The 14,092-nt window shown below is 75.6% G+C and carries 16 protein-coding genes; 8 read left to right on the top strand and 8 right to left on the bottom strand.

Annotated features, from left to right (window positions below; genetic code table 11):
• The first annotated feature begins 28 nt into the window (after positions 1-28).
• A complete protein-coding gene (locus tag ACF053_RS01775; RefSeq protein WP_391951946.1) occupies positions 29-589 on the top strand; it encodes a GNAT family N-acetyltransferase in 561 nt (186 codons plus the stop codon).
• Between the two features lie 338 nt (positions 590-927).
• Positions 928-1,524, top strand: coding sequence for a dihydrofolate reductase family protein (locus tag ACF053_RS01770; protein WP_391951945.1), 597 nt, complete (start codon positions 928-930; stop codon positions 1,522-1,524).
• Positions 1,525-1,596: 72 nt separating this feature from the next.
• On the opposite strand, the gene ACF053_RS01765 is transcribed toward ACF053_RS01770, so the two are convergent.
• Entirely contained in the window at positions 1,597-2,277 is a 681-nt protein-coding gene (locus ACF053_RS01765; protein ID WP_391951944.1) for a helix-turn-helix transcriptional regulator, read from the bottom strand.
• Positions 2,278-2,433: 156 nt separating this feature from the next.
• Between ACF053_RS01765 and ACF053_RS01760 the strand changes: the two genes are divergently transcribed.
• Positions 2,434-2,748 (top strand): DUF6355 family natural product biosynthesis protein, encoded by a 315-nt coding sequence (locus ACF053_RS01760; protein WP_391951943.1) that lies wholly within the window; start codon positions 2,434-2,436, stop codon positions 2,746-2,748.
• 300 nt (positions 2,749-3,048) lie between these two features.
• On the opposite strand, the gene ACF053_RS01755 is transcribed toward ACF053_RS01760, so the two are convergent.
• Together ACF053_RS01755 and ACF053_RS01750 are read right to left on the bottom strand one after the other, a co-directional pair.
• Entirely contained in the window at positions 3,049-3,939 is an 891-nt protein-coding gene (locus ACF053_RS01755) for an NAD(P)-dependent oxidoreductase (RefSeq protein ID WP_391951942.1), read from the bottom strand.
• A gap of 323 nt (positions 3,940-4,262) precedes the next feature.
• Positions 4,263-5,477, bottom strand: coding sequence for an FG-GAP-like repeat-containing protein (locus tag ACF053_RS01750; RefSeq protein ID WP_391951941.1), 1,215 nt, complete (start codon positions 5,475-5,477; stop codon positions 4,263-4,265).
• 255 nt (positions 5,478-5,732) lie between these two features.
• On the opposite strand from ACF053_RS01750, the gene ACF053_RS01745 reads away from it, so the two are divergent.
• On the top strand, positions 5,733-6,503 hold the full coding sequence (locus tag ACF053_RS01745) for an MBL fold metallo-hydrolase (RefSeq protein ID WP_391951940.1): 771 nt from the start codon (positions 5,733-5,735) through the stop codon (positions 6,501-6,503).
• Between the two features lie 54 nt (positions 6,504-6,557).
• Here the strand turns inward: ACF053_RS01745 and ACF053_RS01740 are convergent, their stop codons facing one another.
• Entirely contained in the window at positions 6,558-7,358 is an 801-nt protein-coding gene (locus tag ACF053_RS01740) for an NAD(P)H-dependent oxidoreductase (protein WP_391951939.1), read from the bottom strand.
• A gap of 98 nt (positions 7,359-7,456) precedes the next feature.
• Here ACF053_RS01740 and ACF053_RS01735 point away from each other — a divergent pair, with 98 nt between their 5' ends.
• Both ACF053_RS01735 and ACF053_RS01730 read left to right on the top strand, forming a co-directional pair.
• Positions 7,457-8,419, top strand: a complete 963-nt coding sequence (locus ACF053_RS01735) for a helix-turn-helix transcriptional regulator (RefSeq protein ID WP_391951938.1) — start codon at positions 7,457-7,459, stop codon at positions 8,417-8,419.
• 503 nt (positions 8,420-8,922) lie between these two features.
• Entirely contained in the window at positions 8,923-9,672 is a 750-nt protein-coding gene (locus ACF053_RS01730; protein ID WP_391951937.1) for an ALF repeat-containing protein, read from the top strand.
• Between the two features lie 49 nt (positions 9,673-9,721).
• Here the strand turns inward: ACF053_RS01730 and ACF053_RS01725 are convergent, their stop codons facing one another.
• The gene (locus tag ACF053_RS01725; RefSeq protein WP_391951936.1) at positions 9,722-10,054 is read right to left on the bottom strand and encodes a glyoxalase superfamily protein; all 333 of its coding nucleotides are present in this window, start codon (positions 10,052-10,054) and stop codon (positions 9,722-9,724) included.
• Positions 10,055-10,135: 81 nt separating this feature from the next.
• Positions 10,136-10,735 carry a hypothetical protein gene (locus tag ACF053_RS01720; RefSeq protein WP_391951935.1) on the bottom strand — a complete coding sequence of 200 codons (600 nt, stop codon included), beginning with the start codon at positions 10,733-10,735 and terminating at the stop codon, positions 10,136-10,138.
• A 133-nt stretch (positions 10,736-10,868) separates the two neighbouring features.
• Here ACF053_RS01720 and ACF053_RS01715 point away from each other — a divergent pair, with 133 nt between their 5' ends.
• Entirely contained in the window at positions 10,869-11,474 is a 606-nt protein-coding gene (locus ACF053_RS01715; RefSeq protein WP_058943749.1) for a flavodoxin family protein, read from the top strand.
• 139 nt (positions 11,475-11,613) lie between these two features.
• Here the strand turns inward: ACF053_RS01715 and ACF053_RS01710 are convergent, their stop codons facing one another.
• On the bottom strand, positions 11,614-11,871 hold the full coding sequence (locus tag ACF053_RS01710) for an HU family DNA-binding protein (protein ID WP_058943748.1): 258 nt from the start codon (positions 11,869-11,871) through the stop codon (positions 11,614-11,616).
• Between the two features lie 617 nt (positions 11,872-12,488).
• Between ACF053_RS01710 and ACF053_RS01705 the strand changes: the two genes are divergently transcribed.
• Entirely contained in the window at positions 12,489-12,974 is a 486-nt protein-coding gene (locus ACF053_RS01705) for a DUF6098 family protein (protein ID WP_391951934.1), read from the top strand.
• Positions 12,975-13,128: 154 nt separating this feature from the next.
• Here ACF053_RS01705 and ACF053_RS01700 read toward each other — a convergent pair whose 3' ends face one another.
• Complete coding sequence (locus ACF053_RS01700) at positions 13,129-14,049, bottom strand: hypothetical protein (protein ID WP_391951933.1); 921 nt, start codon at positions 14,047-14,049, stop codon at positions 13,129-13,131.
• Positions 14,050-14,092: the final 43 nt, after the last annotated feature.

The raw sequence follows: 14,092 nt of genomic DNA, 5'->3' as shown, positions 1-14,092 counted from the left end.
TGGGCCGGCTACTGCGTGGAGGACGACGATGTTCGCGATATCCCTGGGTGACGACGGCGCCGAGCTGCGCCCGCTCGAACCGTGGCAGGCCGAGGAGTTCCTGGCCCACCTGGACCGGGGCCGGGAGTTCATCGGGCGGCACAACGGCCTGCCGGACGTGGTCACCGACCTCGCGTCGAGCCGCGCCTTCCTCCAGGCGTACGCGGAGAAGACGGCCGCCGACACCGGCCGCATCTGCGGGATATGGACGGACGGTCGACTGGTCGGCGCCGTCATCTTCCGCCGGTTCGACGTCCGGCAGGGCAGCGCCGAGGCGGGATGCTGGCTGGAGCCGTCGGCGGTCGGCAGGGGACTGGTGACCCGCGCCGTCCGTGTGCTCGTCGACTGGGCCGTCGAGGAACGCGGCATCCACCGCGTCGAGTGGGTCGTGTCGTCCGGCAACGGGCCCAGCATCGCCGTCGCCCGGCGGCTCGGCATGACGCGCGAGGCCGTGCTGCGCGAGAGCCACCCGTACCGCGGGGCGCGGCACGACGAGGAGGTCTGGTCGGTGCTCGCCCCCGAGTGGCGGGCCGCCCGGCAGGCGCCGTGACCGGCCGGGCCCTCCCGGTGCCCGGCGCACCCCGTCCCGGCCCGTCCTGACCCGGCGCACCCCGTCCCGGCCCGTCCGGTCCGGGGTCATCCGGACGTGGCCCTCCCGGTCCCGGCCCATCCGGTCCGGGCCCCGCACCCGTACCCGCACACCGCCATCCGGCCGGGCCGCATCCGGTCCTCCGGCACATGCGCATCCGGCACCCCCGCGTCCCGCCACCGGCCGGGGCGGGGTGTGCCGCAGTTCACACGGTGTGGTGGGGTGGGGGCGATGAGTCCCGCGGGGAGCGGCGGTCTTCCCTGTCGTACACCCGTGGCGGAAGAGAAGGAGTGCGGCTCGTGCGCATCGTGATCAGCGAGTTCATCAGTCTGGACGGCGTCGTGCAGGGGCCCGGCGGACCGGAGGAGGACACCGACGGCGGCTTCGCCCACGGTGGCTGGACGCAGGCCTACTTCGACCCGGACGTGGTGGGCGGCGCCTTCGACGAGGCGCTCGCCAAGGCCGACGCGCTGCTCTTCGGACGCCGCACCTGGTGGGCCATGGCCGGTGCGTGGCCCGAGCGGGCCGGCGACCCGTTCGCCGACCGGATGAACGCCCTCCCCAAGTACGTGGTCTCCCGCACGCTGGCCGACGACGACCTCTCGTGGGAGAACACCACGCGCATCCCCGGCGACGAGGCCGTCGCCCGCATCCGCGCCCTGCGCGGCGCCGGCGGCGGCGACCTGCTCGTCATGGGCAGTCCCACGCTCGTCCGGACGCTGATGAACGAGGGTCTCGTCGACGAACTCCGGCTGATGGTCATGCCCGTGGTCCTCGGCGGCGGGAAGACCATCTTCCCCACCGACGGCGTCAAGCACCCGCTGGAGCTCGTCTCGACCACCACCAGCGACGCCGGCGTCCACGTCTGCACCTACCGGCCGGCCACCCGGGTGTGACCGCGCCTCCGCGCCCGTGTCCGTGACCGGACGCCGGTGGGGGCCGACCGGTCGGCCCGACGGGGGACCGCGTCACCCGGCCCGCGCGGGCGTCAGGAGGCCCGCCTCCTGCGCCCGCAGCACCGCGCCCAGCCGGTCGGCCGCGCCGAGCTTCCGGTACAGGTTCCCCAGGTGCTTGTGGACCGTCCGCACGGAGATGCCGAGCCGCCGCGCCATCGCCGTCGCGGGCAGCCCCTCCGACAACATCCGCAACACCGTCATCTCCCGACCCGTCAGCGGGGCGCACCCCGTGCCGCCGCCTGCCGGACCGGGTGGGACGGCGGCGGTCGTCCGGCCGGGCGGGGCGGCGGTCGCCCCGGCGGGCGCCGGTGGCGCGCAGCGCCCGGCGGCCGCGGCCAGCAGCGGCCGCACCCGCGCGCAGTACAGCCGGTCACGGGACGTGAAGGGGCGTCCCTCGCGGTAGACGAGGAACGCCCGCCCGCCGCCGCCCGGCAGGGGGACGTCGAGCACGTGGGGCGCGCGGAGCACCCCGCCCGGCGTGGCCCCCGGCGCGGTCGGCCGCCGGACGACGACGACCACCCCGGCCCCGCCCGCCGGCTCCCGCCCGTCCCGCAGCACCACCGCACCCGCGTCGAGCGCCACCAGCAACTCCCGCGCCACCGAACGCCAGAGGTGGTCAGGCGTCCTTGCCTCCAGGACCCCCACCGCCAGGTCGAGCACCCTCTCCCAATCGCACGTCCGCAGAATCGTCATGCTTCCCCCGGTTGTCCATACGTACTTCTCCCCATGGCCGTCCCCGTGGCGGCGGCGCCATCGTAGGACCCAGCGGCACCGGAAATGCGCAATGGCGAATGGACGTCATGCGTGTGTGGTGCCCGCGTGAAAACGACGAGGAAGAAGAGGACACACATGCGACGGATCTCCTCCACCCTCCGCGCCCTCACCGCGGCGTGCCTGCTCGGCGCGGCCACGGTGGGCGGGGCCCTGGCCACCGCCCCGGTGGCCGGCGCCGCCCCCTCCGGCGCCCTGGCCTGCGGCTGGGACCCGGACGCCGCCTCGGGCCGGGCCTACTACAACCACTGCACGAGTGACGGCAGCTGGATCTGGATCCGCGTCGAAAGGCACGGCGCCTCCGGCTTCGACAAGTGCGTCGGGCCGAACCGCACCTACCTGGGCAGCACCTCCGTGATCAAGTACGCCTGGTACAAGGGCGGCACCTGCTGAGAACGCAGCGACGTGCGTGAACGCGCCCGGGAAAACCCCCGGGCGCGTTCCCACACGTCCGTGCGCGGACCGCTGCCGGAATGGTCGGAAAGAGGTCGGGGAACGACCTGCGAACGACCCGCGCATGACCGGTGAATGACCGGATGGCGACGGCGGAGGCCGCCGGTACGCTCCCCCGCATATCCCCGGGGACGTCATTCCGGTGGCTTTCCGGGAATTCCGCCGGCCTGCGGGACCGCGAGGCGGCGGAGCGGCCCGTGCGCGCCGGGCCGACGCGGCGCCGGCGGCCTTCGGCGAGCATCAGGACGTGCGCGGCTCGTCGAAGCTGGCGTGGTAGGACGCCGCCATGTCCTCGCCGGCGTGGCCCTGCGCGGCCGCGCGGCGGAACCGTTCGGCGCCCGCCTCCGCCAGGTCGAGGCGCACGCCGCCACGACGGGCCGCCCGGACGATGAGGTCGGCGTCCTTGGCGGCCGTCGCCAGGGCGAAGCTCGGCGGCGTCAGTCGGTCCTCCAGCACCAGAGCGGCCTTCGCCCGCAGGTAACCCATGTCGAGCGGGCCGTCCGCGACGGTGTCGAAGAAGCCCTGCGGGGCCACCCCGAGGGACTCCGCGAGCGCGAGCACCTCGCCCGTCGCGTGCGTGACCGCCAGCACCCAGCTGTTGGTGACGAGCTTGAGCCGGGTGGCGCTGCCTTCCGCGGCGTCCTCCCCGGTCCACACCGTACGGGTCCCGACGGCGTCGAACACGGGCGTGACCGCCCGGCGCGCGCCGACGGGCCCGGCGGCGAGGACGACGAGCTTCCCCGCCTCCGCGGGCTCGCGGGTGCCGAGCACCGGGGCGTCGAAGAACACCAGACCGTGGGCGTGCGCCAGCTCCGCGAACTCGCCGACCGCCTCCGGCCCGGCGGTCGTCGACTGGACCCAGGCTGCCCCCCGCCGCAGCCCGGGCACCGCCTGCCGCATCACCTCCACCACGGCGTCGCCGTCGTGGAGCACGGTGAGCACCACGTCGGCCCCCCGTACGGCCTCGGCGGGCGTGTCGGCGACGTACGCCCCGTCGGCGGCCAGCGGCTCGGCCTTGGCCCAGGTGCGGTTCCACACGCGGACGCCGAGCCCGGCACGGGCGAGGTTGCGGGCCATCGCCGCGCCCATGATCCCGGTACCCAGGAGGCCCACGGTGACGGTGTCGGTCATGACGGCGGCCTTCCGGTCGTACGGGGTGCGGCGGGCGGTGACGTGCGGGAGCGCGTACGCCCCCCCACGATCTTAGGACCGACCGGTCCCGCTCACCCGCTCACCCGCTCCGACCCGACGCCGGCCGCGCCCGGCGGGGCGTGCGAGCCGCCCGCCCCGCGTCCCGTCCCCCGCCCGGTCGGGCACGGGACGGGGGCCGGCGCCGAGCGCTGACGCCCGACGCCGAGCCCCCGACGCCGGATACCGAGCGACCGTTGCCGGGCGTCGGGCGTCGGGCGTCGGGCGTCGGGCGGAAGCGTGCCGGTGGGAGATCCAGAGGGCCGTCAGTAGGCGCCGTTGAGGCTCCACCACTCGCCGTTCAGCTCCGCGGCGCGCTGGAACGTTCCGGCGCCGGTGCCGCGGTAACCGAGCAGCCAGCCGGGTTGGCCGCCCCGGTAGGACTCGTCGGTGACGGTCACCAGGTCGTTCACGGCGTCGCCGTCGTACGAGCCGACACCGACGAGGTCGCGCATCGCGCCCCAGCCGCTGCCCAGCGGCGTGCGGGCGGCGAAGGCGCCGGTGCCGCGCCCGGGGTAGAGCCACATGCGGCCGGAGGTGTCGCGGGCGAGCACGTCGGCGCGCCCGTCCCGGGTCAGGTCGCCCGTGCCCACCAGGCGGTTCATCGCGTTCCAGCCGGAGCCGTTGCTCTTGCGCGCCGCGAAGGTGCCGTTGCCGCGGCCGGGGTAGAGCCACAGGACACCGTTCCCGTCCCGGGCGAGCAGATCGGCGCGGCCGTCGCCGGACAGGTCCCCCGCCGCCCGCAGCTCCGCCATGGCGTTCCATCCGGACCCGACGGACGTGCGCGTCCCGAACGTGCCGTTGCCGCGGCCCGGATAGAGCCACAGGACACCGCCCTTGTCCCGGGCGAGCAGGTCCTCCCGGCCGTCGCCGGACAGGTCGCCGTGCCGGGTCAGGGCCGTCATGGCGTTCCAGCCGGAGCCGACCAGCCGGCCGGAGCCGTCACCGGGCAGGAACCACAGGCGGCCGACCGCGTCCCGGACGAGGAGGTCGGACCGGCCGTTGCCGTCGAGGTCGGAGAACCGGGCCGGCACGGGCGCCGGCTCGGAGTACCACTGCGGGTAGGCGTTCTGCGAGCACTCCCGCTCGGTCCTGACGAACTTGACGGAACTGATCTCCCGGTCGAACCCGGTGCTCCAGGCGTACGTGCCCGGCCCGCCCGGCGCCTCGGACCAGTAGTAGGCGTCGTCGCCGGCCAGCGAGTAGTCCGGCTCCGTGTAGAGGCAGGCGAACGTCGTACCGCGGTTGGTGTACGAGCGGATCCGGTCGTCCCAGGTGCCGAGCGTCGGCATGTTCGTCTTCGTCTTGAACATGGTGCCGTCGCCCGACGTGCCCGTGAACCCGCAGAAGTACCCGGCCGGGCACCGGTCCGCCCCGGTCGCGGCCTGCGCCGTCGCGGCGGGTAGGGCGGCGGTCGCGAGCAGGCCGCCCGCGACGACTCCCGCCAGGGAACCGGCGAGGCGTCTGAAGGACTTGCGCATGTGGTGGTCTTCCTCCCCTGGCGCGCCCCGGCCACCGGGGCGCGCGTGCACCATGGACGACCGACGGCACCCCCGGAGGGTTGCCCCCGTCGGGACGGATTCCCGCGCGACTTCCCGCCCCCCGGTCCGGGAGCTACCCTCACCACACGATCTTGGACCACCGCACCACCGGAGGAGCCACCCCGTGCGTCCCGGCCCGACCCCCGTACCCCGCACGTCCGACGCCCCCCGGGCGGCGCGCCGAGGAGCCCGGCGGTGACGGGCGACCCGTTGCGGTTCACGGTGCTGGGCTCGGCGACGCCCTACCCGGCCGTGGACAACGCCTGCTCGGGCTACCTGGTGCGCGGCGGCGGCGCCCGGTTGTGGGTCGACGCGGGCACCGGCACCCTCGCCCGGCTCCAGCGCCACCTGCGCCTGGACGAGCTGGACGCGATCTGGATCTCCCACCTGCACGCCGACCACACGGCTGACCTCCTCACCGCGTACTACGGCGCCCTCTACGCCGACGTCCGCCTCGCCACTCCCATCCCGCTGTACGGCCCGCCCGGAACGGCCGACAGGCTCGCGCACTTCCTCACCAACACCGACACCCGCAGCCCCGTCGAATCGGCCTTCGCCGTCGAGGAGTTGCGCGACGGGCACCGCGTCCGGGTCGGCGCGCTCACCCTGACCAGCAGGGCGGTGGCCCACGGGATCCCCGCCTTCGCGCTGCGCGTGGAGGCGGCGGGCCGGTCGCTGGTGTACTCCGGGGACACCGCGCCCTGCCCCGCCCTCACCGGCCTGGCCGCCGGGTGCGACGTGTTGCTCTGCGAGGCCGACGGACCCGAGCCGCCCGCCGGCACCGAGAAGGTGCACCACACGCCGGAGGACGCGGGGGACACCGCCGCGGCGGCCGGAGCACGGCGGCTCGTCGTCACCCACGTGGGGCGCTCGCTCACCCCGCGGCAGGCGGTGGAGCGCGCCGCGACCCGGTTCGACGGACCCGTCGCCCACGCCGACCCGGGGGCCACGTTCCCGGTCGGCTGATCGGCCGAGGGCGTACCACCGGTCGCCCGTGCGCCGGGCCCGTCGCCGCCCCGCTCAGCCCCGCACCGTGCGGAGATGGAGGTCGAGGCCGGTGGTCCCCGGCGTCTCGGTGCCGGGCAGGAGCCGCATGTCGCGGTCGTACCCCCCGCCGGAGAGCGACCGGAACGCGACCGGCTCCTCCGTGAACAGCCCGTCGAGTCGCGCCGCGTACGCCCGGCGCGCCCGGGCGAAGTCCTCCTCGGGCAGCTCGTTCGCCCCGTACACCGCGAACGGCTCCAGCGGCGCCATGCCGGTGAACCAGAACAGCCCGTGCTGGACCGGGTGGAGAACGTGCGGCAGTGCCCCGTGGACGCCCCGGTCGGAGAACGCGCCCTCCCGCGCCCCCACCGTCACGGACACCAGCGCGCGCCGTCCGGCGAGGGCCGCGCCGTCACCATAGGGCGGCGGTACTGCGGGGCCGTAGGCGAACCCGGCTGAGAAGACCCGGTCGACCCAGCCCTTCAGGACGGCGGGCATCGAGAACCACCACAGCGGGAACTGCAGGACCACCGCGTCCGACCAGAGCACCTTCTCCTGCTCGGCGGCGACGTCCGGCGTCAACCGGCCCGAGAGGGTGGCCCGTTCCGACGCGTCCATCACGTCCAGCCGCTTCCCGGGCGTGTGGTCGGGGAAGTCGTCGGCGTCCACCACCGCCTTCCACTTCATCGCGTACAGGTCGGACACCCGCACCTCGTGCCCGGAGGCGCGCAGGTGTTCGGCGGCGAAGCCGGTCAGGGAGGCGGTGAGGGAGCCGGGGTCGGGGTGGGCGGTGACGACGAGGACGTTCTTGCGCTGCTGCGGACCGGTCGTGTTCATGAGCACACGCTCTCCCGGCCCCGCCGGGGCAGCCAGAGCCCTGTTCCTCCGGTGGAACGGCGATCCTGGTACCGGCAGGGCCACGCATACTTGAGCGCATGGAGCGCGTGGACCACCTCGATCCCACGGACGTCGCCGGCCCCACGGACGTCATGGGCCCCCGTGCCGGCTCCGGCGGTGTCCCCGCCACCGCGGCGGGCGGTGGCGCCGACGACCCCCGGCGTGCCCTCGGCGGCTTCCTGCGCGCCCGGCGCGCCCGCGTCGCGCCGGAGCACGTCGGGCTCGCCGGCGGCCGGCGACGGCGCGTCCACGGACTGCGCCGCGAGGAGTTGGCACAACTTGCGGGCATCAGCGTCGACTACTACGTCCATCTGGAGCAGGGCCGCGCGACCCAGCCGTCGCCCGAGGTGCTCGACGCGCTCGCGCGGGCACTGCGCCTCGACGCCGCGGAACGCCGGCACCTCGCCACCCTGGCCGTCGGCAGGCGTGGCGGGCCCGCCCCCACCGCCCCGGTCAGCGCCCTGCTGCGCCGGATCATCGACGCGCTGCACGGCCTGCCGGCCTTCGTGACCGACCCCCGCCTCGACGTGGTGGCCTGGAACGACCTGGGCGGCGCGCTGATGGGCGGGCTCGCCGAGCCGGGCCGCCGTGACCGCAACAACGCCCGGTACCTGTTCCTGGACCCCGCCTCCCGCGAGGTCTTCCCCGACTGGGAGGCCAGGGCCCTGGAGGCTGTCGGGCAGCTGCGGGTCTCCACCGGGCGCTACCCGGACGACGCGGAGCTGGCCGCGCTCACCGCCGACCTCTCTGCGTCGAGCGCCGACTTCCGGCGGCTGTGGGCGCGGGGCGAGGTGGTCATGTGCGGCGCGGGGCGCAAGCGGCTGCGCCACCCGGAGGTCGGCTTGCTGACCCTGGACTACGAGACGCTGCACGTCCCGGCGGCGCCCGGCGAGACGGGGCTCGTCATGCACGTGTTCAGCGCCGAGGAGGGCGGCCCGGATGCCGCCGCCCTCACCCGGCTGGCCGCGATGACCACCGTTCCCGCGCCGGCCGCCGACTGACCACCGCCGCCGGCGCCGCTCCTGCGTCCGCACGGCACTCGTACCGCACCGCTCCGGCCCCGGCCGCCGGGACCGCGGGTCGCAGGCGGTTGTCGTCAGGGATCCGTCAAGACGGCGGGTGGTGCCGTCAGGGAGGTGTCAACGGCGCGGGCGAGCGGCCCGGAACGCGTTGTCCTCGAACGGTCTCTCCGCACACGACCCTTGGAGGAGCTCGCGATGGCCGACGTGGTCTTCGTCGTCGTCACGGCCGCCGTGCTCGCACTGGTGGCCCTCATCGCCAGGGCGGTGGCGAAGGCCTGACCACGGAGAACGCCGCCGGCAAGCCCGCGGCAGCCCGCTCGTGCCGGGCGAGGGGCCCGGTCGCGGACCGGGAACGGTTCCGGCGGCGCTGGGAACGGCCCTGGCGGGACCGGCGGAAAACCGGGTGACGGTGCGGATCAAGATCGACGTACCGTGAGGCCGAACGTGAAGGTTCTCCTGCGAGGAGCGGATTGTTGAGAAGAATGTCGGTTCGCGGCGTCGCCCTGGTGGCCACGGCCGCGGCGGTGCCCACCCTGCTGTTCGGTGTCCCGGCCGTGGCCGCCGGCGGCGACGGGCCCGGCCCCGCCGGCGCGCCTCCCACGGCGACCTCCGCCCGGCCCGCCGCCGCGGAGGACGACGCGGTGGTGATCCGCCGCATGGTCGAGAACCCCTACACGGGCGTCGGCGTGCGCGAGGCGGCACAGAAGGCGCTGGACGGTACGCCCGAGGACATGCGCCGGTTCCTCCAGACCGGCCAGTACGAGGCCCGGATCGTGGACGACCAGGTGCGGACCAGCCGGATCCACCGCGTGGGCGGACCGGAGGTGAAGGCGGCCGCGGAGAAGGCCCTGAGAGGCACACCGCGGGACGTCGTCGAGTTCCTGGAGACCGGGCAGTACGTGGCCCGGCACCAGGACGACCGGGTGCGTACCGTCCGGATCCACAGCGTGGGCGGGCCCGAGGTGAAGGCCGCCGCCAGGAAGGCGCTGAACGGGGGAGCGGACGCGATCGAGCGCTTCCTGGAGACCGGCCAGCACACGGCCCGGCTCCAGGACGACCGGGCGCGGGTCGCCCGGATCGCCCAGGCCGGCGGGATCACCGTCAAGGCGGCCGCCCGGAAGGCGCTCGCCGGCACCCCGGACGACATCCGGCACTTCCTGGACGTCGGCCACCACCAGGCGCACGCGAAGGACCGGGCGGCCGAGAAGGCCGCCCGGGAGAAGCGCCGCTGACTGCCGTCGCCCCGGTACCGTCGCGCGCGGTGCCGGGGCGGTTCGTGCGTCAGTCCGTGGGCGTGCCGATGCGGAGGCGGTTGCCGTCCGGGTCGCGCAGCTCCACCTCGCGCGCCCACGGCAGCTCGCCGACCTGCAGCCCGAAGTCGGCCGCGACGGCCTCGACATCGTCCCGGCGCAGGTAGACGAGCGCGTCCGGGCGGGCGTCCCCGGCGTGTTCCGAAAGGAACAGCCGCACCCGCCCCCGGGCGACCTCGACGAAGGCGGGGAACCCCGGCTCGAAGCGGTGCTCCCACTGCCTGGTGAAGCCCAGCCGCTCGTACCAGCGCACCGCCGCGTCGGCGTCGGCCACCCGCAGGATGGGGATCACCTCGTCGTCCATGCCCCCATCGTGGCAGAACCGCGCCCGCCCGCCGTACGCGCAGGGCACGGGGCGGGCGGACGACGGCCCGGTGAAGGGGTGTCAGGAAGGCTGGTCCAGCTGGTCCGCGAAGGCGCGCAGGGCGTCCGCGAGCTCCTTCTTGGTCGGCAACTGGTCGACCTTCCGGTTCAGTTCGGTGAGGCGCCGGTCGATCTCCGCCAGGTTCGGCGGGGTCGACGGGTGCGGGCCGGGGCCGCTGGTGGGCGGCGGGGTGCCGATCGGGGTCTCGGTCGGGTTCGGCCACTCGCCGCCGCCCGACCCGTCCGTCGAGCCGCCCTCCGAGGATCCGCCTGACGAGCCGCCGTCCGTCGAGCCGCCTTCTGAGGAGCCGCCCTCCGAGGATCCGCCTGACGACCCGCCGTCCGTCGAGCCGCTTCCCACGGTCACGCCGACCGAGCCGCCCCCGTCCGTCCCGACGGTCCCTTCGCCGCTCCCGCCGCCCTCGGTGGGCTCGTCGTTCGGTGGCTGGGTGGTGGACGTCGAGGTGGCCGCGGGGGCGGGTCCCTCGGCCGAGCCGGCTGCGAGGGCGGCGCCGACGCTGAGGGCCACGAGGGCCGCCGCCCCCGCGACGGCCGTCGAGACGCGCTTGATCCGTATGCGGTGTGAGGTGGCAGAGGTCTGAGGGTTCTGTGAGTCTCCCATGCCGGGCAACGTATCCGCCGGTGCCCACCGGACGGGTGACTTCCGGTGATCGCCCCGTCCCGCGAGGGCGTGGCGTCACCTGGTCGGCGCCGCCGCAGGAGGCGTTCCCCGCCGTGCGGGGTAAGGCCCTGGAATGAGAGCACTGGTGATCAACTGCACCCTGAAGACCTCGCCGGAACCCTCCAACACCGAGGCGCTGGCCCGGGTGGTGGCGCAGCAGCTGGAGGCGTACGGGGTGCGGACGGAGTTCGTCCGGGCCGTCGACCTCGACATCAAACCGGGCGTCACCACCGACGCGGGGCCCGGCGACGCCTGGCCGGCCGTCCACGAGCAGCTGCTCCGCTCCGAGATCCTCGTCATGGCGTCACCGACCTGGCTGGGCCGCCCCTCGTCCCTCGCCCAACGGGTCCTCGAACGCATGGACGCGATGCTGTCGGAGACGGACGACCAGGGGCGGCCCGTCGCCTACAACCGCGTGGCGGGCGTGGTCGTCACGGGGAACGAGGACGGCGCCCACCACGTCGTCAGCGAGATCGCCGGAGCGCTGGGCGACATCGGCTACACGATCCCCGGCCAGGCGTGGACGTACTGGCACCTCGGTCCGGGGGCCGGCCCCGACTACCTGGACGACGAGCGCGGCCACGACTGGGCCCACAAGACCGGCCGCGCGATGGCGGCCAACCTCCACGGTGTGGCGAAGGCCCTGCAGGTCACGCCGCTCCAGACGCCGCCTGAGTGACCCGCCCACGCCGCCGGGCCCGCGCGGGTCGCGGAGCCCCGGGCCGCCGCGCCCCCGGGCCGCCTCGTGCCCGGCCGTCGAGCCGGGTGCGCGCGGAGGCGGGGCGGACGCCTTCCGGACGCGCCGCCCGGCGGGCGTGTCAGTCCAGGCTGCCGTTGAGGTACTCGTTGAGGGCCTGGCCCGGTCGCAGTACCGCCGTGCCGTCCTGGAGGTGGAAGCTGCCGAAGCCCATGAGGCTGACCGTCCGGTCGCGACGAAGCGCCTCGGCGAGGGTCCCCGCGTCGGCGACCGTGCCGAACAGGGCCTCCAGGACCCGCCCGACTTCGTCGACCGACACCCGGCCGCCGCGTTCCGCCGCCTTGCGGGCCGTGGCCTCCGCCAGCGCTGACCTGTCCACAAGCAGCTCCAAGCTCCGACAACAGGATGGGGTTCCGCCCGCCGCACCACCGGCGGGCGGGCCCTTCGACGCTAACCGCTGCCCGGTGCCCTCCGCATCGCCGACGGCCGACGGCACGGCCGAACGGGCGAACCCCGACACGCCACCCCCGCCCGGCCGCCCTCTCGCGGTGCCGGGACTCGTCCCGTCACCGGGGGGAGGGCCACCCCTTCGCCTTCAGGCCGACCGGCCGTCCGTCGGCGACGGGCGGACCGCCGTCCCCCAGGCGCCGCGCGCCCGGTACGGCCGGCTCGACCGGCGCCCACGGTTCGCCGAGCCGCGCCGCCCGGCGCGCTGACCCGCCGGGATCCGGAAGCCCGAGCCGACCCGGCGGGAGCCGGGCGTCAGGGGCCAGGGGCCGGGATCCGGGAGTCGGGAGTCGGGAGTCGGATGTAGCGCCGGGCGTCGAGGGCGGGGCGGCCGGGGGCCGGAAGCCGGCCCGGGTATGCCCGCCCAGGCGGTCACCCCGGCGCTCCGGGGCCCGGCACCGAGTGCAGCCACCCAGCTCAGCGGGGGAATCGACCCCGGTCCGCCGGGGTACGCGGCGTTCGTCCCGTACGACGAGGAGCGTGAGCCACATGGAGGAGACCGTGATGCCGTCGCCGCTGACGGCGGCGCCCGACGGCCTGACCGAGCTGCCGAACCTGAGCAGCCTGACGGAGCTGGCCGGGCTCCTGGGGCGGCACGGCTCGCTCTACGTCCGCTGGTCGCGGGGCCCCGCGGAGGACTTGGGGAGCAGCCGCAGTGTCGACCACCTGACCGGTATCACCATGCCCGGCCTGTCGGCGAACCCCCTGGCGGTCGAGGCGTGGTGGGGCGACCGCCCCGTCCGTCTCTGGGTGGCGCGCCGCCTGTACGACTACTGCCACCTCCGTCAGGAGCGCAACGGCGACGTGCGCCCCTGGGCGCTGCGGGGCAGGGAGGTGGGGCGTGGCCCGGACAACGAACCGCTGGTGCGGGACGTGGAGCCGGTGTGCTGGATCGACCTCGCGGTCATCGAGGAGGCCCAGGAGGAGGTCGCGGCGCAGCGGCGCCCGTGGGGGCCGATGCGCCGCGAGCCGTGAGGGCCGGCAGGACGGATGAGGGCCCGGCAGGACGCCTGCGGGCGGAAGAGGACGCGAGGGCGGGGGAGACGCGTGAGGGCGGGGGCGGTCCGGCATGACGGCCGGACCGCCCCCGCCCGTGTCGCCGCGTCGTCGGCGGAACGCCGTCCCGCCGTCAGCGGGCCGGGGCGCGGTCGCCCGCGCCGGCGGCCTCGTACAGGTCCCGGTCCGCCAGGATCAGGGAGCGCTCGCGCACGCAGTCGGCGTGGACGACCACCTCGCTCGGGTCGAGGCCGTCGATCGCCTCCTGGACGGCCTGCAGGGCGGGGCCGTACCGGCGCAACCGCCGCAGCGCCCCCGCCTTGCGGAACAGCGCCTCGGGCCCGAGCCCCCCGGCGAAGGCCGGGGCCTCCAGCAGCCGCAGCATGCGGTCCGCCTGGTCGGGCAGGTCCTCCCCGAGCCACAGGCCGTGCAGCAGGGCGTGGACCACCTTGTCGTCGTCACCCGCCCGGGCCATGACGGAGTCCAGCAGCGGCAGGCCCTCGGTGCGCGAGCGGCCCAGCAGGGCGAAGACGCGCATCGCGTCGCTGTACGGATCGAGGTCCGGCAGCTCGCGGGGACCGCGGCCGAAGAACTCCTCGATGGCGGCGCACCGGAAGTCGTACCGGAGCGTGGTGAGGAAGCAGTGCCACAGTGCGCGGCCGTACGGGTCGCCGGGATCGACCGACGCCACGTGCGCGTCGCTGAGGAAGAGCAGGGCGCTGCGGCCCGCCGCCCGAGCCCGCCAGGAGAGGTCGCCCGTCACCCGCGCCGACTCCGCCCAGGACGCCGAGCCCCGGGCGAGCCACAGGGCGGCCTCCCGCGTCCAGTCGCGCCCGGAGTCGATCTCCTCCGCGACGCGGGCGCGCACCATCACCCAGCCCCGCTCGCGCAGGGCCGTGTCCTCGGACGCCAGCGCCCGTTCCACGGCCTCCGCCGCCCGGGGCAGCCGCCACAGTCCGACCGCGGCCCGCTCGGAGACGGGGGTCCACTGCGGCGCGAGCGCGGCGACCTCCTTCGAGGTCCGCTCCACTCCGGGGTCTCGGTCCATGTCCATGGGGCCCTTCCTGCGCCGTGCGGTGGGCGGGCCGGGGTGCGAG

This window comes from Streptomyces kanasensis (genome assembly GCF_043077165.1).
GTDB classification, from domain to species: Bacteria; Actinomycetota; Actinomycetes; order Streptomycetales; family Streptomycetaceae; genus Streptomyces; species Streptomyces changanensis.
The sequence above is the reverse complement of the archived record's forward strand: the minus strand, read 5'-3'. Positions and strand labels throughout refer to the sequence as shown.